The sequence below is a fragment of the Moraxella nasibovis genome (genome assembly GCF_029581575.1).
Lineage (GTDB): Bacteria > Pseudomonadota > Gammaproteobacteria > Pseudomonadales > Moraxellaceae > Moraxella > Moraxella nasibovis.
The window spans coordinates 2024451-2042461 of the sequence record NZ_CP089975.1; the positions used below are offsets into that span (position 1 = coordinate 2024451).

15 protein-coding genes are annotated in these 18011 nt (G+C 48.3%); 9 read left to right on the top strand and 6 right to left on the bottom strand.

Features of this window, described 5'->3' with window-relative positions:
* Positions 1-24: 24 nt before the first annotated feature.
* Positions 25-558: a GNAT family N-acetyltransferase gene (locus tag LU290_RS09690; RefSeq protein WP_277808380.1), complete on the bottom strand. Its 534-nt coding sequence runs from the start codon at positions 556-558 to the stop codon at positions 25-27.
* A 61-nt stretch (positions 559-619) separates the two neighbouring features.
* Complete coding sequence (gene recG / locus LU290_RS09695; RefSeq protein WP_277808381.1) at positions 620-2725, bottom strand: ATP-dependent DNA helicase RecG; 2106 nt, start codon at positions 2723-2725, stop codon at positions 620-622.
* Between the two features lie 98 nt (positions 2726-2823).
* Here recG and LU290_RS09700 point away from each other — a divergent pair, with 98 nt between their 5' ends.
* Entirely contained in the window at positions 2824-3960 is a 1137-nt protein-coding gene (locus LU290_RS09700; protein ID WP_277808382.1) for a patatin-like phospholipase family protein, read from the top strand.
* A 269-nt stretch (positions 3961-4229) separates the two neighbouring features.
* Here LU290_RS09700 and LU290_RS09705 read toward each other — a convergent pair whose 3' ends face one another.
* Complete coding sequence (locus LU290_RS09705) at positions 4230-4799, bottom strand: hydrolase (protein WP_277808383.1); 570 nt, start codon at positions 4797-4799, stop codon at positions 4230-4232.
* A gap of 232 nt (positions 4800-5031) precedes the next feature.
* Between LU290_RS09705 and argA the strand changes: the two genes are divergently transcribed.
* Positions 5032-6345 carry an amino-acid N-acetyltransferase gene (gene argA / locus LU290_RS09710; protein ID WP_277808384.1) on the top strand — a complete coding sequence of 438 codons (1314 nt, stop codon included), beginning with the start codon at positions 5032-5034 and terminating at the stop codon, positions 6343-6345.
* 76 nt (positions 6346-6421) lie between these two features.
* On the opposite strand, the gene bamJ is transcribed toward argA, so the two are convergent.
* Positions 6422-7231: a BamJ family beta-barrel-assembly machinery protein gene (bamJ, locus tag LU290_RS09715; protein WP_277808385.1), complete on the bottom strand. Its 810-nt coding sequence runs from the start codon at positions 7229-7231 to the stop codon at positions 6422-6424.
* Positions 7232-7567: 336 nt separating this feature from the next.
* Here bamJ and LU290_RS09720 point away from each other — a divergent pair, with 336 nt between their 5' ends.
* Positions 7568-9088 carry a mechanosensitive ion channel gene (locus LU290_RS09720; protein ID WP_277808386.1) on the top strand — a complete coding sequence of 507 codons (1521 nt, stop codon included), beginning with the start codon at positions 7568-7570 and terminating at the stop codon, positions 9086-9088.
* 216 nt (positions 9089-9304) lie between these two features.
* Here the strand turns inward: LU290_RS09720 and ettA are convergent, their stop codons facing one another.
* On the bottom strand, positions 9305-10966 hold the full coding sequence (gene ettA / locus LU290_RS09725; protein WP_277808387.1) for an energy-dependent translational throttle protein EttA: 1662 nt from the start codon (positions 10964-10966) through the stop codon (positions 9305-9307).
* 275 nt (positions 10967-11241) lie between these two features.
* Here ettA and LU290_RS09730 point away from each other — a divergent pair, with 275 nt between their 5' ends.
* The gene (locus LU290_RS09730) at positions 11242-11520 is read left to right on the top strand and encodes a hypothetical protein (RefSeq protein WP_277808388.1); all 279 of its coding nucleotides are present in this window, start codon (positions 11242-11244) and stop codon (positions 11518-11520) included.
* Between the two features lie 80 nt (positions 11521-11600).
* Here the strand turns inward: LU290_RS09730 and LU290_RS09735 are convergent, their stop codons facing one another.
* Positions 11601-13151, bottom strand: coding sequence for a phospholipase D family protein (locus tag LU290_RS09735; protein ID WP_277808389.1), 1551 nt, complete (start codon positions 13149-13151; stop codon positions 11601-11603).
* A gap of 494 nt (positions 13152-13645) precedes the next feature.
* Here LU290_RS09735 and LU290_RS09740 point away from each other — a divergent pair, with 494 nt between their 5' ends.
* From LU290_RS09740 to LU290_RS09760, 5 genes are all read left to right on the top strand, one after another.
* A complete protein-coding gene (locus LU290_RS09740; protein ID WP_277808390.1) occupies positions 13646-14554 on the top strand; it encodes a LysR family transcriptional regulator in 909 nt (302 codons plus the stop codon).
* Between the two features lie 172 nt (positions 14555-14726).
* On the top strand, positions 14727-14999 hold the full coding sequence (locus LU290_RS09745; protein WP_277808391.1) for a GNAT family N-acetyltransferase: 273 nt from the start codon (positions 14727-14729) through the stop codon (positions 14997-14999).
* A 166-nt stretch (positions 15000-15165) separates the two neighbouring features.
* Positions 15166-16968: a putative nucleotidyltransferase substrate binding domain-containing protein gene (locus tag LU290_RS09750; protein ID WP_277808392.1), complete on the top strand. Its 1803-nt coding sequence runs from the start codon at positions 15166-15168 to the stop codon at positions 16966-16968.
* 3 nt (positions 16969-16971) lie between these two features.
* The gene (locus LU290_RS09755) at positions 16972-17619 is read left to right on the top strand and encodes a 3'-5' exonuclease (protein ID WP_277808393.1); all 648 of its coding nucleotides are present in this window, start codon (positions 16972-16974) and stop codon (positions 17617-17619) included.
* Between the two features lie 95 nt (positions 17620-17714).
* Positions 17715-17999 (top strand): 4a-hydroxytetrahydrobiopterin dehydratase, encoded by a 285-nt coding sequence (locus LU290_RS09760; protein WP_277808394.1) that lies wholly within the window; start codon positions 17715-17717, stop codon positions 17997-17999.
* Positions 18000-18011 lie beyond the last annotated feature (12 nt).

The following is an 18011-nucleotide window of genomic DNA, read 5'->3' on the forward strand; positions in this document are numbered from 1 at the left end:
TTTTAAGGGCGGTTTTGACGACATTCATCCATCTTTAAAACGATAAGCATACATCGCATGGTTAAATATCTTGCCGTTCACGCATTCGTTATTGGCAATGATACCACAAAACTCAAAGCCCAAGCGTTCAGCGACCCGTCGAGATGGCAAATTCTGCTCGGCAGCCCGAATCTCCACCACCTGCACCCCATAATAATGCTTAGCGATATCCATCAGCCCACGCACCGCACGAGTGATGATGCCACGACCCTGATGCTCTTGGCTTAGCCAGTATCCGATGTCTGCTTTTTTTAGAGCTGGGTAGATGTTGTTGAGACTTGCCGCTCCGACGATTGCCCCTTGATGGATGATGACCGTATCCACGCCTTTGCCGTCAGCGTATTTACCCAAAGCAAATTTGACAAAGTCCTTGTAGCTGCGTTCATCACAGTCCGCCACCCAAGGCAGGTACTGACCCAGATAGTCCTTTTGGCGACCGACCAGCTGTACCATTTGTTTGGCATGATGCTCATGCACCAATGCCAAAGTGATGTCGTCATCAATAGGATAACAAAACATGATTGCTTCTTTTTATCATTATCTCATTCACTTGGTGGCGTATGGCTTGTGTTCAAGTCTGTTAGGCATTCACATACTCTTTGACATCAGGCAGCCAAGTATTGACAATCTGCTGTGCCAATTGCTGCTGGCTGGCATCATTGATGAGCTGATGGGCGATGTTCTGGGCAGTGGCAAGCAACACTTCATCTCGCACAATGTCCGCCAGATAATAGCCCATGTCGCCTGTCTGCCTTTTACCCAAAAGCTCGCCTGCCCCACGCAGCTCCAAGTCTTTTTGGGCGATGACAAAGCCGTCCGTGCTGTCTCTTAGGACATTAAGCCGTTCAATGCCTGTTGGCGATAACGGCGTTTGGTATAACAGCACACAAAACGACTTGGCAGAACCACGCCCCACTCGCCCACGCAGCTGATGTAGCTGAGACAACCCCAATCGTTCGGCATTTTCAATCACCATCAAAGACGCATTTGGCACATCCACGCCCACTTCAATGACCGTCGTCGCCACCAAAAGATCAATATTACCCAGCTTAAACTCATTCATGACAGCTTGCTTGTCGGCAGGCTTCATCTTGCCATGCACCAGCCCAATGTTAATATCAAGCCGTTCGCACAAATCTTCGTACAACAGCTCTGCCGACTGAGCATCCAGCACGCTTGATTCTTCAACCAAAGGACACACCCAATAGGCTTGTTTGCCTTCTTTGCAATTTGCAAAAATCCGCTCAATCACTTCATCACGGCGATCTCGGCTGATGGTAACGGTGGTGATCGGCGTGCGATTGGGTGGCAGCTCATCAATCACCGACACATCCATGTCGCCGTACATACTCATCGCCAGCGTCCTAGGAATGGGGGTTGCCGTCATGGCAAGCTGATGGGGCGTGCTGTTTGCCACGCCTTTATTGGCAAGGCGAAGTCTTTGTTCCACGCCAAAACGGTGCTGTTCATCAATGATGACCAAGCCCAATTTGGCAAACACCACCCCATCTTGGAACAAAGCGTGCGTACCGACAACCACCTGCACTTCATTCGCCACAATGTCATCAAGCATGGCGGCACGCTCTTTGGCGGTCTGCTTGCCTGCCAAAAAACCCACGCCCACGCCCAAAGGGGCAAACCATTTTTGAAAATTGATAAAATGTTGCTCCGCCAAAATCTCTGTCGGTGCCATCACCGCCACTTGCCAGCCACTGTCCAAAGCATGACACGCCGTCAATGCCGCCACCAAAGTTTTGCCTGCACCGACATCGCCTTGGATCAGCCTTAGCATGGGCTTACTGGTCGCCATGTCTGCCACCGCATCGCCAATCACGCGTTTTTGAGCCTGAGTCAAATCAAAGGGCAAATTTGCCAACAGCTTTTGCGCCAAAGGGCTACTGTCTTGGCATCTGGGCGCTTTGTATTGATAAACATTGTTACGCCGATACAAAAACGCCAACTGATGCGCCACCAGCTCTTCAATAATCAAACGCCGACACGCAGGGTGCGTGCGTTCTTTTAGTCCTTCTAACAGTGCCGTCTGAGCAAAAATATCCGCATCTTTATCAGGCAGATGAATCTGTTTTAATGCCGTCAAAATGTCCGATTGAATGTCGTGAATGCCAACATTTTGTAATTGCAAAGGGGTCAGACAATGTAGCGTTTCATGTGAAACGGCATTGATGGCAAGGCGGACAAGCTGGCGTATTTTATTTTGGTGCAAGCCTTTGACCGCAGGATAAATCGGCAACAGCCCACTTTCAAATGCTTTGGTGCCTGTGATGTGGTATTCTGGATGAGCCATCTGCACGCCATAGCGACTCACCTTAATCTCGCCAAATGCGGTGATGTTCGCCCCCAGCACCATCGTGTTTTTTAGTGCCGCATAAGTCTTAAAAAACCGCAAAACAAGCACGCCCGTATCATCCTCAATCGCCACGCTCATGCCTGTACGATTGGTCTCAACATGAGTCACCACGCCACTGACCAGCACGCTCATGCCATGTTCCACATCACGAATTGGCACCAGACGGCTGCGGTCTTCATAATCACGAGGCAGGTGCATGAGCATATCAAAAATACGATGAATGCCCAGCTCTTTTAATCGCCCAGCCAGTGCATCGCCCACCCCTGACAATGCCGTCATGGGCAAGTTAATCACAAGAGAAGTTGCTGGTTTTGGCATGGCACACCTTGATTTACAAATCTTTATAATACAAATGGCTAAATTGTTTTACAATAAGCCTGATTTTACAACCATTTTCATCAATTGAAAAGAACAACATGAAAAAGTACACCGCATTTCCACTCGCCATCACAACAGTCGCCCTGACTGCCACACTCGCCACAGGTTGCACCACAGCCAAACAAACCGTTCAGACCACACCCACCACCCAAGCGATGCCGACGCTTGCTCTTGTGCTTGGTGGTGGCGGTACTCGTGGCTATGCTCACATCGGCGCCATCAAAGCCTTAGAAGAACACGGCATTCGTCCAAATCTGGTGGTCGGCACAAGTGCAGGGGCGATGGTTGGGGCGATTTATGCTTCAGGCAAGCGCATTCAAGACATCGAACACGCCGCCTTGACGCTCAACGACACCGACCTACTCACGCTCGCCCCAAGCAAACAAGGGCTCATCGATGGTACAGCCATAAGACGCTTTGTCAATGACCAAGTCAAACACCAAACCATTGAAAAATTTCCCACACGCTTTGCTGCCGTCGCCACTGACGCCCACGCAAAGACCGCCGTCACCATCCGTCAAGGCGATGCAGGACTTGCGGTGCAAGCCTCATCAAGTCTGCCAAATTTATTCATCGCGCCACGCATTCCTGAGCATGGTGGCAAAAAATACACCGACGGCGGACAAGTCGCCCTGCTGCCATCAGCCATCGCAAAATCTTTGGGGGCAGACATGGTCATCGCCGTTGATGTGATGGCAACACCTACACCGCCCGCCCAAGACAAACGCACTGCCCAGCCCACCAAAAACACCGCAGGCATTGCTCGTACCGACACAGGCATCAAGGCGGTCTGGGGCGATGAAGTCATTGAATTTCCCATTAACAAAGACGCCATCGCCAAAAGCACGCAAGGCTTGCCCATCAGCATTGATGTGGATAAACTGCTTGGCATGATTCCCAATAATGCCCAAATCCCCTTGCCTGCCAACTTCCCAAAAACTCTACCAAAAACCAAAGGCGAGATGATACGCACCATCAACGATGTGTTTTTACAAAACACGAGTCGTGCCACGACCGCTGACATTCAAGCCTCCGATGTCCTCATCGCTCCTGACTTGTCTGCCTATGCCATCTTTGACCCCACCGACAAAGAAAAAATCATTCAAGCAGGCTACGACGCCACGCTACAACAGATGGATCAAATCAAAGCCCTACTTGCCAAGCACGGCAAATAGCAAAGATTGGTACGGCTTTTTTGTTTTTAAAAAGCCGCCCACGCCCCAACAAAAAAACGCAAACCTAAACGATTTGCGTTTTTTATGGTCAATGAGCCACAAAATCATGTGGTTGATAAATTGGGCTAAGATAATGCAGGGTGGGTTTTACCCACCGCTTTTGGGTTTGCATTCTTACAATGGTGGGCTAAGCTTGTCCTACACCTCGATGGCGAACAAAGCCCCCTACGCTTTGCAAAACCCCAACAAATCCAAGCAATTACACCCAACTATTTAACAAGCGTACTAATGGCTTTAAAAGCAGGGTCTTTACTAGAACGCAGCAATTCAAACAAAATCGCCTCCACAGTCGTTACCACCGCACCCGCCCGACGCATACGCCGTAGGGCAATTTTGCGGTCATAAGAGTCTCTTGAACTGGTGGCATCGCTGATGATGACAGGTTGCATGCCATTATCCAACAAATCAAGGGCGGTCTGCTGTACGCACACATGGGTCTCAATGCCAAAAATCAGCACATGATGGCGATTTTGCATGGCAAGATGTCGCCAAGTCGTCTCATCGTCCGCCGAGCTAAATGCCGATTTTTCAAAGACACTTGCCTCACCTAGCACCGCCGACAGCTCGCCCACCGTATGCCCCAAGCCCTTTGGGTACTGCTCATTGACCGTCAAAGGCACACCAAGCAGATTTAGCCCCTCAATCAATATTTTGGCTTTTTTGGTGATTTTATCCATCTCAAAAATGTGCGGTGCAAATTTTTCTTGCACATCAATCATGAGTGCCTGCGTGTCTTCACGGCTGATACGATAGGTGCGTGTTACAGTTGTGGTGCTCATACAAATTCCTTATTTTTCCAAAAAGCCTTTTTAATACAGCTTTAATGTACTAAAATTTTTTGGGTCGGTCAAGGCGTTTTATCACTCCACGCTTGTTTTTGTTGGATAAGATTATCATCGCCAAGCCATCACAAAAAATCCCCACCCAAAACCACAAAAAACACTTGCATTCATAAAAAAGCCGATTATCATAGTCTTTTTAATCTTTGAAAATCATAAAGCCAAAGCCATCATGCACAGCCCAAATCCCAGCCAAAACCCAATCCAATGGTTTCGCCACTCCGCCCCCTATATCAACACACACCGTGGCAAGACTTTTGTCATCATGTTCGGTGGCGAAGCGGTGGCGCACGCCGATTTTGATCGTCTGATTCACGATTTTGCCCTTTTGCACAGTCTGGGCATTCGGCTGGTGCTGGTGCATGGAGCTCGTCCGCAGATTGATGATGCGCTTAGCAAAATCAATCTGCCCACAGACAAATCCAGCCACCTGCGTATCACACCGCCTGCTGCCATGCCACACATTTTGGCGGCGGTGGGGGCAATTCGCTTGCACCTTGAATCACGACTGTCGATGGGGCTTGCCAATTCGCCCATGTTCGGGTCACGCATTGATGTGGTGTCGGGCAATTTTATCATCGCCAGACCCTATGGCGTGCGTGATGGCATTGACCATCAGATGACAGGCGAAGTGCGTAGCATTGACGATACTGCCATTCGTCATAATCTGTCGCATAATCACATCGTCATTTTAAGTCCGATTGGCTTTTCTATGTCAGGCGATGTGTTCAACCTGTCTGCCGAAGAAGTGGCGCAGCACACCGCACGCACCTTACAAGCGGATAAGCTGATTTTTCTTGGCGAAGATGCCCTATATCAACACGGCAAACTCATCAGAGAGCTGACCACCGCCCAAGCCCAAACACTGCTTGATGGCGATGATGACTTAGATGAGCAAATGAGACGATTTTTGGCGTGTGCGGTGCGTGTGGGCGATGTGGTGGAGCGGACGCAGATTTTACCCTTTGCCAAAGACGGTGCGTTATTAGAAGAGTTATTTACCCGAGATGGCTTGGGGACGATGATTACTCGCACGCCGTATGATAAGATTCGCCCTGCGGTGATGGGCGATGTGCTGGGGCTTTTGACCTTATTAAAACCCCTAGAAGACGCAGGCATTCTCATCAAACGCCCACAAGAGCGGCTAGAATCCGACATTGAGCATTACACCATCATCGAGCGTGATGGCATGGTGGTCGGCTGTGCGGCACTGTATTCGCTTGATGATGAAAGTGCAGAGATTGCCAGCATTGCCATTCACCCTGACTATCGTGGTGGCAGTCGTGGCGATGATTTATTAAAATTCATTGAAAACCAAGCCAAAAATTCAGGTCTCACCAAGCTGTTCGCCCTAACCACACACACAAGCCACTGGTTCATTGAACATGGTTTTTTTGAAACCAATGTCCTAGCCCTACCCCAAGCACGCCAAGCACGCTACCACAACGGCAGAAATTCCAAAATCTTTATCAAACACATTGTATGATAAGCCAAAAAAATAAACCCTTGAAAAATCAAGGGTTTATGTTATTTACCGACATTAAAAGCATCAAGCTTTTGGATCATTGATTGGTCTGTGCCTGACCTTGGGCAGCTACCATGTCTTGCTGCGCTTTGGCAATGGCGGCTTTGGCGGCGGCCTCATCGAGCAGCTCAACAGTAAAAATCAGCGTGCTGTTTGGCTCGATGGCAGGATTGCCCGCCTCGCCATAGGCAAGCTCACTTGGTACATACAGCTCGTATTTAGCACCCTCTTTCATTAGCTGCAAACCTTCCGTCCAGCCTTTGATGACTTCGTTCAGTTTAAACTGCGCTGGCACGCCACGCTCATAAGATGAGTCAAATACTTTGCCGTTGATGAGCTTGCCTTCATAATGCACCGTCACCACATCGGTGGCTTTTGGCTGCTTGCCGGTGCCTTCGGTGATGACTTTGTATTGTAGACCTGATGCGGTGGTCTGTACGCCTTCTTTGGTCTTATTTTGGGCTAAAAATTGCTCGCCATCGGCTTTATTTTTGGCAGCTTTTTCGCCAGCCTCTTTGATTTTGCGCTCTTCAAAAGCCTTGCCCACCGCCTCGATTTGCGCATCGGTTAAGGCGCTTTCTTTGCCGTCAAAGGCGTCTTTGATGGCTTTGTTTAAAATGTCCATGTCCAGCTGTTCGCCAGTTTGGTCGCTCATCGCTTTTAGATTGGCACCTTGCCCATAGCCGATGATGTAGCTGATTTTTTGAGTTTCAGAGCTTTGCTCATTGACGACGGTTGATTTTTGGGGTGTCTTAGCGTCGGTCGCTGCCTCAGCCTTGTCTTTGTTGCAGCCAGCCAAAGCCAATGTTGCCATTAAGCTTGCGGCAAGTAGGGTGTATTTTTTCATGAATTTCTCAATTTAAAGGATAAAATGACGGCGCAAAGACGAGCTTAGGTCTGCACCAAGAAGCACATCATACCAAAAAATGCGCCCAAGCGCCATGCTTTCGGTGCTTATTTGGATTTTGACTGTATAGGAATTGTTAATATTGTTATGAAAAATTATCCACGAGCAAAATTCCAGCGATTTTAATGCTATAATCTAGCAATAAATCGCCTGTTGTGATGTGTCAGACACATTTTTTAATGAGCCGCACCACCCTAAATGGCGTTCTTTCAATTTAAATTCTTAAATTTTCATCTTCTTAAACACCCACTGTGGAGCATATTCATGGAACATTATATGAATTTTGCCATCTTTAACCAATACTTACAAAGTCCGATTGGTTCTATCGTTGGCGCCATTGTCATTTTCATTTTGGGCTGGATCGTCGCTCTTATCTTGGCATCTTTGACCAAAAAAGGTGCATCCAAACTGGGTCTGAATGAGCGCATGAGCCAATCTACTGGTCGCAATTATGACCTGAATAATCTGATTGGTAAAATCGTCTTTTGGTTCGTGCTTGCCGTCGGTGTGTCTGCCGCACTCAACCAACTCAACCTAAACTCAATCTCTGCCCCATTTGCCAACATGGTCAATCAAGTCTTATTATTCTTGCCAAATCTTCTAGCAGCCATCGCCGTTGGTGTGATCGGCTGGGTACTTGCCACCGTCGCTCGCAATGTGCTTAGCACCGCCCTTGCCAAGACCACACTAGACGAGAAACTTTCTCAAGAAGCTGGTGTCAAGCCGATGAGCGGTACGATCGCCGACATCGTGTATTGGTTCATCCTATTGATGGTGATGACCATGGTGCTGGGTCGTCTGGGTCTAAACGGTCTATTTACCCCACTGACCAACATGATTGACAAAACCTTCAACTTCGTGCCAAACGCACTGATGGCGGGCTTGGTATTCTTCATTGGCTACATCGTTGCCAAAGTGGTGCGTGGCATCGTCACCAATCTGGTTGCAGGCTTAAACATTCAAGTACTCGCCAGCAAAGCAGGCATCAGCGAGAAAAACAGCCTACCTTCTATCGCAGGCTCGCTGTCTTTCATGCTCATCATCGTGCCATTCACCATCGCAGCACTGGACGCCTTGAAAGTTGAGACCATCTCTCGCCCTGCCACCAACATGCTGAACAAAATCCTAGAATCTTTGCCGAATGTCTTCACCGCAGCAGCGATCTTGGTAATCACTTATTATGTGGTGCGCATGCTGTCAAACATCGTCAAAGGCATCTTGGCAAATACGCAAATCGATGCACTGCCTACCAAGCTTGGACTACAAAGCGTGCTGGGCGATAAGAAACTTTCAGACCTTGCTGGCTGTGCCATCTTGTTCTTTGCCATGCTGTTCGCCAGCATCGCAGCGGCGGATCTGCTAGGTTTCCATCAGATCAGCGGCATGATCACCATGTTCATCGCCTTTGGCAGCCAAATCATCTTGGGTGCTGTTATCCTGACCATCGGTTTTTGGTTGGCGAACATCATCGCAGGTGTGGTGGAGCGCTCTGAGCAAGGCAGCCGTTTCCTAGCTAACATCGTGCGTGTGCTGATCATGGGTCTGGTACTGGCAATGGGTCTAAAAGCAATGGGTATCGCTGACAGCATCGTAAATCTTGCCTTTGGCTTGACGCTTGGTGCGGTCGCTGTGGCATTCGCCCTAGCCTTCGGTCTGGGTGGTCGTGAAGCAGCAGCTCGCCTACTAAAACGCCTTCAAGACAAGGCAGAAAGTGAGGCGGACAATAAAGTTATCTTGCCAACCGACACCAAAAAAGCCGTAGAAGACAGCATCGAGGATAACACCCCTCGTTTCTGATTCAAAACTGGTTTCATAAAGCAGCGCCTTACTTTGGGCGCTGTTTTTTGGGGTTATAATCACCGAATGGCAAAATTACCACAAAATGATGCGATGTCATAAGCTTAAGCTTGCAAGCCCAACAAATTTAATAAGCCACATTTAACGCATTTAAACACACCCATAAAAAAACGACAAGCCAATGATTGACTTGTCGCTTTGGTCATCAAAGATGGGTTACCCCCCAATCTTCTTATATTTCATTCTCTTAGGTGTTGCATCTGCACCCAGTTTTTCTTTACGCCATTTTTCATATTCAGAATAGTTGCCGTCAAAAAATTCGGGCTGTTCATTCTCAAAGGACAAAATATGCGTACAAATACGGTCTAAGAACCAGCGGTCGTGCGACACCACCATCACCGTACCTGGGAATACCTGCACCGCATCTTCCAAGGCACGCAAGGTTTCCACATCAAGGTCGTTGGACGGTTCGTCAAGTAGGATAACATTCGCCCCTTGTTTTAGGGTCTTGGCAAGTTGCAGACGATTTCGTTCACCGCCCGATAGGTTGCCAACCAGTTTTTGTTGGTCTTGACCTTTAAAGTTAAAACGACCGATATAAGCACGGCTTGGCGTGGTGTATTCGCCCACGGTAATCATATCCAAGCCGTCTGACACTTCTTCCCACACGGTTTTTTTGTCGTCCAACTCATCACGCACTTGTCCCACATAGGCGACTTTCACGCTCTCACCAATCTCCACGGTGCCTGTGTCGGGCTTGTCTTTACCTGTAATCATATTAAAAAGCGTGGTCTTACCCGCTCCGTTTGGCCCGACAATCCCAACAATCGCCATTGGTGGCATGGTAAATGACAAGTTTTCATACAGCACACGACCTTCAAACGACTTAGAAATGCCTTTAACTTCAATGACTTTATTGCCTAGGCGTGGTCCTGGTGGAATGTAGATTTCCGCCGTTTCGTTTCTTTGTTGGAACTCACGAGAGTTCATCTCTTCAAAGCGTTCTAAACGAGATTTGGATTTGGCTTGCTGACCTTTTTGGTTTTTACGCACCCATTCCAATTCTTGTTTTAACGCCTTAGCAAAGGCTTCTTCTTGCTTTTGTTCTTGTTCTAGGCGTTTGTTTTTCTGTTCCAGCCACTCGGTGTAGTTGCCTTGATAGGGGTAGCCATAGCCACGGTCAAGCTCCAAAATCCACTCGGCAACATTGTCAAGGAAATAACGGTCGTGCGTAATCGCCACAATCGTACCAGAATAATCCTTCAAAAAGCGTTCCAGCCACGCCACAGACTCAGCGTCCAAATGGTTGGTCGGCTCGTCAAGCAGCAGCATATCAGGCTTAGATAGAAGCAGTCGGCATAGGGCGACACGGCGTTTTTCACCGCCTGACAGCTTGGAGACATCAGCGTCCCAAGGTGGTAGGCGTAATGCGTCCGCCGCCTTTTCAAGCTGAGTGTTTAGGTTGTGGGCGTCCCACGCAGCGATGATGTCTTCCATCTTGCCTTGCTCGGCAGCCAGTTTGTCAAAGTCAGCATCAGGCTCGGCATATTCGGCATAAATTTGATTAAGGCGTTCTAAAGCGTCCAACGCCTCACGCACGCCGTCTTCGACATTGCCCCGCACATCTTTGGCGGGGTCAAGTTGGGGCTCTTGTGGCAGATAGCCAACTTTAATGCCTGCTTGGGGACGAGCCTCGCCACTGTATTCGGTATCCACGCCTGCCATAATGCGCAGCAAGGTGGATTTACCTGCACCGTTGAGACCCAAAACGCCAATTTTGGCACCCGGAAAGAAAGAGAGCGAAATGTCCTTTAAAATCTCCCGTTTTGGCGGAATGATTTTGGACACTTTGTTCATCGTATAGATATATTGAGCCATAGCTATCCTTTAATGAAAATCTTGAGTTGTCAAAATTAAGAATTATTGAAAAAATAAAATCTAACCTGTTATTATCGCACGCTTTGATGGTTTGGGCAAATGATTTTATCGTGCGATTTTTTTTTGACGAAATTATTGACTTTTCGTTAAGTTATAGTATATTTACACTGTTGATAAGTTATTGTTAAAACTTATCAATATGTATATCAATCGTAAATCACTTTCAAGGATCTTTTCTGAAAATCAAATTTGCTGCTATTATTGCAACTGTCGCCATGCTGTCTGCCTGCGCAACGCCACACATCGTCGAGACCACCAAACTGAACGACAACCAGCTAACCTGCGAACAGATCAAATCAGAGATCGCTGAGGCTAAAAAGTTTGAGCAAGAGGCTCGTGCGGAACGCAAAGTTACTGGTAAGAATGTCGCTGCGGCACTATTCTTTATTCCTGCATTATTCGCCACCTATGCCAACACCGAAGAGGCAATCGATGCCGCCAAAGAACGCCAAGAAAAGCTGACCAATCTTTATAACAAAAAACAATGTGGCTAATCTTAAAAAACCGTGCAAGATTGAACGGTTTTTTTGTATTAAAGGGTGGATTGATGAGAAAATACAGGCATCATTCAGCCTTACAACAACCACTCAATCGGCAGCTGGCTTGCGATCCACACCTGCACACGGCGAAACAGTGAGCTTTCTGGCTCATGCGTGCGCTCGATTGTCTCGCCATCTTCGATGGTCGTCCAGATCATCTTGCCTTTGTCGTTCAGGCTCACTGCATAAGCGTGCTTTGGCAGATTCACCGACAGCTGATCCATCAGGTCTTTGGCAAGCTTTGGGCTGTCGATGAGTAGCCCCATCTCGGTGTTGAGATTGGCAGAACGAGGATCCATATTAAAAGAGCCGACATACAAATACTGCCCATCCACCGCAAAAGTCTTGGCGTGCAGACTGGCGCCCTGCCCATCGTAGGCACTTCTGACGGCAGCAGGCTTGACGGTGGCATCGTCTTTAAGCTCATACAGCTTGACGCCGCTTTTTAGCAGGTCTTTGCGGTATTTGGCATAGCCTGAATGGACCACCGCCACATCGTTGGCAGCCAGTGTATTGGTCAGCACTTGCACCGTTTTACCATTTTTGGCAAGCTTACTTAGCATCTCTTCACCCTGTCTGGTCGGCACAAAATAAGGCGAGACGATCACAAGCTCATTTTGGGTGTTTTCCATCAAAGGCGAAATGTATTTGTCAAGGATATTTTCTTCTTCTTGTTTTTTGAGCACCTTATCAGGGTGGTCGCTGATGAATTGCGTTTTTGCCCACACCCAAGGCATCTGCCCGTCCGTCAGATAGTTGGAAAAGTTTGCCTGCATGAGCAGACCAAGATACTCTCGCGCCTCATCAGCCACGCCCGAAAGGTCAGCGGGCTCGACATCGCCGATGATGGCTTGGGCAGGATAGGCGGATTGATTGTTCCAATATCTGTCAAAATCTTCCGCCGTCTCGTGCGCCGCTTGCCCCACCACCGCCACATCTAGGTCAGCGAACATCATGCCACTCGTCGCATCAAAATACTCATCGCCAATGTTGCGCCCACCGACGATACTCACGATGCTGTCAGCGGTCATGGATTTGTTGTGCATGCGGCGATTGAGACGAAAAAAGTCCGTCAAATACCCCAAAGGGCGAAAACGGCGCTGCATGTATGGATTAAAAAGGCGTACTTCGATGTTGTCATGGTCATCAAGCCTGCGAATCACGCCGTCCATGCCCGCCATCGTATGATCATCAAGCAGTAGTCGCACACGCACGCCACGGTCGGCGGCAGCGATGAGTCTTTGGCTAAGCAGTCTGCCCGAGATGTCGTCGTGGTAGATGTAGTACTGCAAATCAAGGCTCTGCTCTGCCATCTCGACCAAAGCCAGACGAGCCAAAAACGCATCACGGCTGTTTGCCAGTGTATAAATGCCACTTTCGCCCGAGTGCTCGATGATCTCTGGCAGCAGGCGCTTGGCAATATTGCCATCTGGGCTTGGCATCAGGTGCGTGGAGACGGTCCTTTGGACATTCTCTGGCAACGGACGATGGCTTAATGCCGCCAGCAGCGCCACCGCAAGGACAAGCAGCAAAAGCCCAATCACCACGCCCCGCACCCAGCGTGGCAAACTACGCCAAATCATCATAGCCAAAACCCATTATTATTAAAGTTGGCGTATTATACCGCAAAAACTGACTGAAAGTGTCGGTGGTTGCTTGGTTTAGCCAAACTGACAAATCAAAAAATCCGTACAACACAAAGCATCACTTTCGCCAGACTTGATTTTAACTGAGTAGAGATGGCGCTTTTGCATTTGTTCATAAATAATAAGACGGCAGAATTTGGAGAGTTTAGAGAGTTTTATTGGCAATATTTTAAAATCTTAGAGCAGATTGCCATTAACCTTGTAGGCTGTGCCAAGTATTTTTTTGGTAAGCGGACTGACAAGGCAGATCATCGGATTGTCAAATAAATCTGCCATAATACTTCCTTGGTTGATGATATATAAAGTGCTTGAATACATTGCAATGACTGCGTTTGGTGGCATTTTCTTAGCTATTGCAAGTCATTTGCCGTTATCATAAAATAGTCGTCCATATTGCACAAATGGTTTTTTATTTTTATTTATCGGACTTATCCATGAATGTCACCCTACGCCAGCTGAACGCCTTCATCGCCGTATCTCGCCACAAAAGCTTTACCAAGGCGGCTGATGAGCTGTATCTGACCCAGTCGTCTTTGAGCGGACTGATTAAAGAGATGGAAAATCAGCTGGGCATCACGCTGTTTGACCGCACCACCCGTCAGCTACACCTGTCAGAAGCGGGCGAGCGGCTCGTGCCTTATGCCCTGAATGTCTTGGATGACATGCGCATGTTCACAGGCGAGATCCACGACATCAAAGACTACCATCAAGGCAAAGTGCGCATCGCCGCCAGCCAGCAGCTTGCCGCCACCATCATGCCCAGTCTCATCAAGGCGTTCAAACAAGCCCATCCAGACATTCAGGTGAGTCTCATCGACTGCGGCATCGGCGAGGTCATGGAGCGAGTGCAGCTCATCGACGCTGACATCGGCATCGGTCCTGAGCATCCTTTTAGCAGCGACATCTTGGCAGAGACGCTGTTTTCATCGAAGTTTTATTTGATTGTTAAGCCCGATCACGCTTTGGCTGGGCGGTCGGAAGTCACATGGCAGGACATTCCAGTAGGCGAACTCATCACGCTACAAGCCGCCTTTGCCGAGCAGATCCGAGCGGCACTGCCGATGGAGCTGACGGAGCGGCTGTTTCGAGCTGATTATGAAGTCAATTTTTTGTCCACTGCGCTTGGCATGACGCAAATGGGGCTTGGCATGACGCTGGCACTCAGCTACGCCAAAAACTGGATAGATCAGCATGATTTGACCATGATTCCCATCAAAGAGCCTAAGATTGATAGAAAATTTTTGCTGTATCAGCACAAACACCGCTCCCCCAGCGCGGCGGTGTTGGCGTTTGCCAATTTTTTAAAAACTTATGCAAAGCACTGGCAAATTGACACGCCGTGAGCATTGAAACACTCTCCAAAAGCGCCATCGCCAAGCCCCAAGATGACAAATAGACGGCAGGCTTGGCGAAATTTGCATCATCACTCACAAAATCATTTACAAGCATCAAAAAATTCTTTATGCTAAGATAATCCGTATGGTTTTTAAGGATTTTTGAAAAATTGGAGCCTTCATGACACACATCACTCACAACACCGACCTACGCCGCTTTGAAACCACCATCGATGGCATCACCGCTTATCTAAGCTATCTGGATCACGGCGACACACTCATCTACAATCACACCATCGTCCCAAGTGCGCTTGGCGGTCAGGGCATCGGCAAGGCACTCACCAAGCACGCACTGGATTATGCACAAGCCGAAGGTAAGAAAGTGGCGCCGACTTGCAGCTTTGTCGCCGCTTATATCCACAAAAACCCAGAATACAAAAACCTACTGGCGTGAAATGGCTGGCGCATTTGTTGGTAGATTTGTTGGCATAAGAAGTGCTTTTTTGGCAAGATTTTTGGCAAAAAGTTTTTAGCACAAAGTTTTTAGCACAAAGTTTTTAGCATAAAGCTTTTGTCATAAAGGCAGTTTTGGTAATTTTAAGCAATACAAGGAAAGTATGATGAATCACGCCTTAAACCATCTATTCACACCGCCCTTTGATGTCTTGACAACCAGCGAACGCAAGAAACTTGCCGCCGTCAGCCAAATCGTCTATCTGCCAGAACACACCGCCGTCAATGGCGATTGGCAGGGCGATTTGTTCATCGTCATCAAAGGCAAGCTCACCCAGCACCAGCATGGCGAGCTGGTGGCAGGCTTGAATGTGGGTGATTGGTTTTCTTTGGCGGACAAAGATGGGGTCGCATTTGATGTCATCACCCAAGAACAAAGCCTGCTGTATCGGCTTGATGGCGACACCGTCCATGCCATCAGTCAGCACAACGAGCGACTGCGGACATTGCTGTTTGCCGATTTGACCACTCGCAAATCACAGCAAGACGCCCAAAGTGCCATGAGCCAAAGCCAACAGCTACTCTACCGCCCTGTTGCCAGCATTGGCGAACACATCCGCACGCCCAATTTTATTGACGAAAACGCCAGTCTTTATGAAGCGACTTGCCGTATGATGGCGGTGGATGCCAAGCACATTTTGGTCAGCTCGCCCAATGGCGTGGGCATATTTACCCAGACCGATGTCTGCCGTGCCATCACAAAAAAAGCAGACTTTGCCACCACTTGCGTCAAAGATTATAGCCGATTTAATCTCTACACCATTCATGAAAGCCACGATTTGAGCGAAGCGTTGATTACCATGATCAGCAAAAGCGTCCATCGCTTGCCGATCGTCAATGATGCAGGCGAGATCACAGGCGTGATTGGACAAACCGAACTGCTCAACTACCTAACCAACCATTCACAGCTCATCACACAGCGGATTGACCAAGCCCAAAACCTAGACGAAGTTTTGGTGGGTGTGGAGATGATTGGTACATTCATTCGCCAACAAAACCAAAGTGGCATGAAAGTCCATGTCATCAGTCGCATTGTCCAAAGTCTCAACATTCATGTCTTTACTAAGGTATGGCAACTCATCGCACCGCCTGCCGTCATTGACAACACCTGCCTGATTGTCATGGGTTCTGAAGGTCGTGGCGAGCAAATCATGCGTACCGACCAAGACAACGCCCTAATCATTCGTGATGGCTTTGACGACCCAAATCTGCCCACCTACGCCCAAGCCTTTAATGATGCTTTGTTTAAACTTGGCTATCCTTATTGCGATGGCAACATCATGATCGCAAGCCCTACTTGGCGAAAGTCGCTCACCGATTTTAAAGCCCAAGTCAGCACATGGATGGGAGCGACTGGTGGCGAGATGATGATTCACTTTGCCACACTCATGGACGCTCACCCTGTGTGTGGCGATGTGGCGTTATTTTATGAATTAAAATCACACTGGCAACACGCCGTCCGCCACGCTCACGCCAATTTTATCAACCGCTTTGCCGCACCAACCCTACAAATGGCGAGCGAATCTGGTTTTTGGCAAAAATTCACCGGCGGAAAAGACAGCGACATCGACCTAAAAAAAGCTGGCATTTTTCCCATCGTGCATGGCGTGCGAGCATTGGCACTTGAATACGGCATTGATGAGACCAGCACTCGCCTGCGTCTGCGCCAATTAGCCAGCCAAAAAGTCATTGACGAAAAAACCGCCCAAAACATCACCGAAGCTTTGGAATTTTTCTTATCAAAACGCCTTGCCGTCTCGCTCATCACCGATGACAAATCCGCCCGCAAGGTCAATCCAAACACCCTATCGTCATTGGAGCGAGACCTGCTCAAAGAAAGTCTGGCGGTGGTCAAATACTTCAAAGGATTCATCACTCGCCATTATCGTCTTGATGTGTTTGTGGGGTGAGCGATGTTTGATTTTTTAAAAAAATTCATCACAAACAATCAAAAATCCCAATTAAAATCGCCCGAATACGCCTATCTGTTCGGCACACCAAGCGATGATGAATGGGTGTGCCTAGACCTTGAATTGACAGGACTTAATCCAAAAACCGACCATATTTTAAGTGTCGGTGCGGTCAGAATCACAAAAACAGGCGAAAGTTTTGGCATTGACACCGCTCACGCCCTATCCATCATCTGCCGACCGCCAACCATGCCCGACACCAAAAGCATTGTCATTCATGGGCTACGACCGATGGATGTGGAAAATGGCAAAAGCTACGATGAGATGCTTGACGAGCTTTTGCCCTTTATTGGCACTCGTCCTGTCGTGGGTTTTTGTACCAGCATGGACATGGCATTCATCAACGCCCTTGCCAAGCCAAAATTGGGCGTAAAATTGCCACACACACTCATTGATGTGGCAAATCTTGATCAAAAATTACGCCAAAAAACCAACAAAAACAACGACATTCCCATTGACAAACGCCATCTGGGCGAGCTCTTGACCGCTTATCAAATTCCCATTTTGCCTGCACATGACGCACTCAATGACGCTTTGATGACGGCGATGCTGTTCTGCCATTTAAAAGGCAAATTGGGCGGTAAAAGTTGATACAAACACACGATAAAATTGCTAGCTTTTATTTGCAAATGTGCTAAACTAGCGAAAAATTTATCTGCTGATTTTTATTGATATTAAGGATTTTTATGAGCAGTCTTAAGCCCGATCAAGTCGCCCTACAATTAGAAAGCCTGCCTGCGTGGCAGCTGGACGGTCATAGTCTGGTGCGCACCTACGAATTTGCCGACTTCGCTTCTGTGGTGGCGTTCATCGTCAAGGTGTCGTTTCACGCCCAAGAGCTTGAACACTATCCAGAGTGGGAAAATTGCTACACCACTTTGCGTGTACGCATCGGCAACATCGAGCGAGGTGCCGTGCGCAACCGAGATGTCCAGCTTGCCAAGCGCCTAGAAGCATCTTTTCATGGTTGATGCCATCAAGCC

What these genes read in the sequence shown, in the direction of transcription:
- LU290_RS09690 (WP_277808380.1), bottom strand. Translation starts at nt 558, where the DNA reads ATGTTTTGTTATCCTATTGATGACGACATCACTTTGGCATTGGTGCAT.
- recG (WP_277808381.1), bottom strand. Translation starts at nt 2,725, where the DNA reads ATGCCAAAACCAGCAACTTCTCTTGTGATTAACTTGCCCATGACGGCA.
- LU290_RS09700 (WP_277808382.1), top strand. Translation starts at nt 2,824, where the DNA reads ATGAAAAAGTACACCGCATTTCCACTCGCCATCACAACAGTCGCCCTG.
- LU290_RS09705 (WP_277808383.1), bottom strand. Translation starts at nt 4,799, where the DNA reads ATGAGCACCACAACTGTAACACGCACCTATCGTATCAGCCGTGAAGAC.
- argA (WP_277808384.1), top strand. Translation starts at nt 5,032, where the DNA reads ATGCACAGCCCAAATCCCAGCCAAAACCCAATCCAATGGTTTCGCCAC.
- bamJ (WP_277808385.1), bottom strand. Translation starts at nt 7,231, where the DNA reads ATGAAAAAATACACCCTACTTGCCGCAAGCTTAATGGCAACATTGGCT.
- LU290_RS09720 (WP_277808386.1), top strand. Translation starts at nt 7,568, where the DNA reads ATGAATTTTGCCATCTTTAACCAATACTTACAAAGTCCGATTGGTTCT.
- ettA (WP_277808387.1), bottom strand. Translation starts at nt 10,966, where the DNA reads ATGGCTCAATATATCTATACGATGAACAAAGTGTCCAAAATCATTCCG.
- LU290_RS09730 (WP_277808388.1), top strand. Translation starts at nt 11,242, where the DNA reads ATGCTGTCTGCCTGCGCAACGCCACACATCGTCGAGACCACCAAACTG.
- LU290_RS09735 (WP_277808389.1), bottom strand. Translation starts at nt 13,151, where the DNA reads ATGATGATTTGGCGTAGTTTGCCACGCTGGGTGCGGGGCGTGGTGATT.
- LU290_RS09740 (WP_277808390.1), top strand. Translation starts at nt 13,646, where the DNA reads ATGAATGTCACCCTACGCCAGCTGAACGCCTTCATCGCCGTATCTCGC.
- LU290_RS09745 (WP_277808391.1), top strand. Translation starts at nt 14,727, where the DNA reads ATGACACACATCACTCACAACACCGACCTACGCCGCTTTGAAACCACC.
- LU290_RS09750 (WP_277808392.1), top strand. Translation starts at nt 15,166, where the DNA reads ATGAATCACGCCTTAAACCATCTATTCACACCGCCCTTTGATGTCTTG.
- LU290_RS09755 (WP_277808393.1), top strand. Translation starts at nt 16,972, where the DNA reads ATGTTTGATTTTTTAAAAAAATTCATCACAAACAATCAAAAATCCCAA.
- LU290_RS09760 (WP_277808394.1), top strand. Translation starts at nt 17,715, where the DNA reads ATGAGCAGTCTTAAGCCCGATCAAGTCGCCCTACAATTAGAAAGCCTG.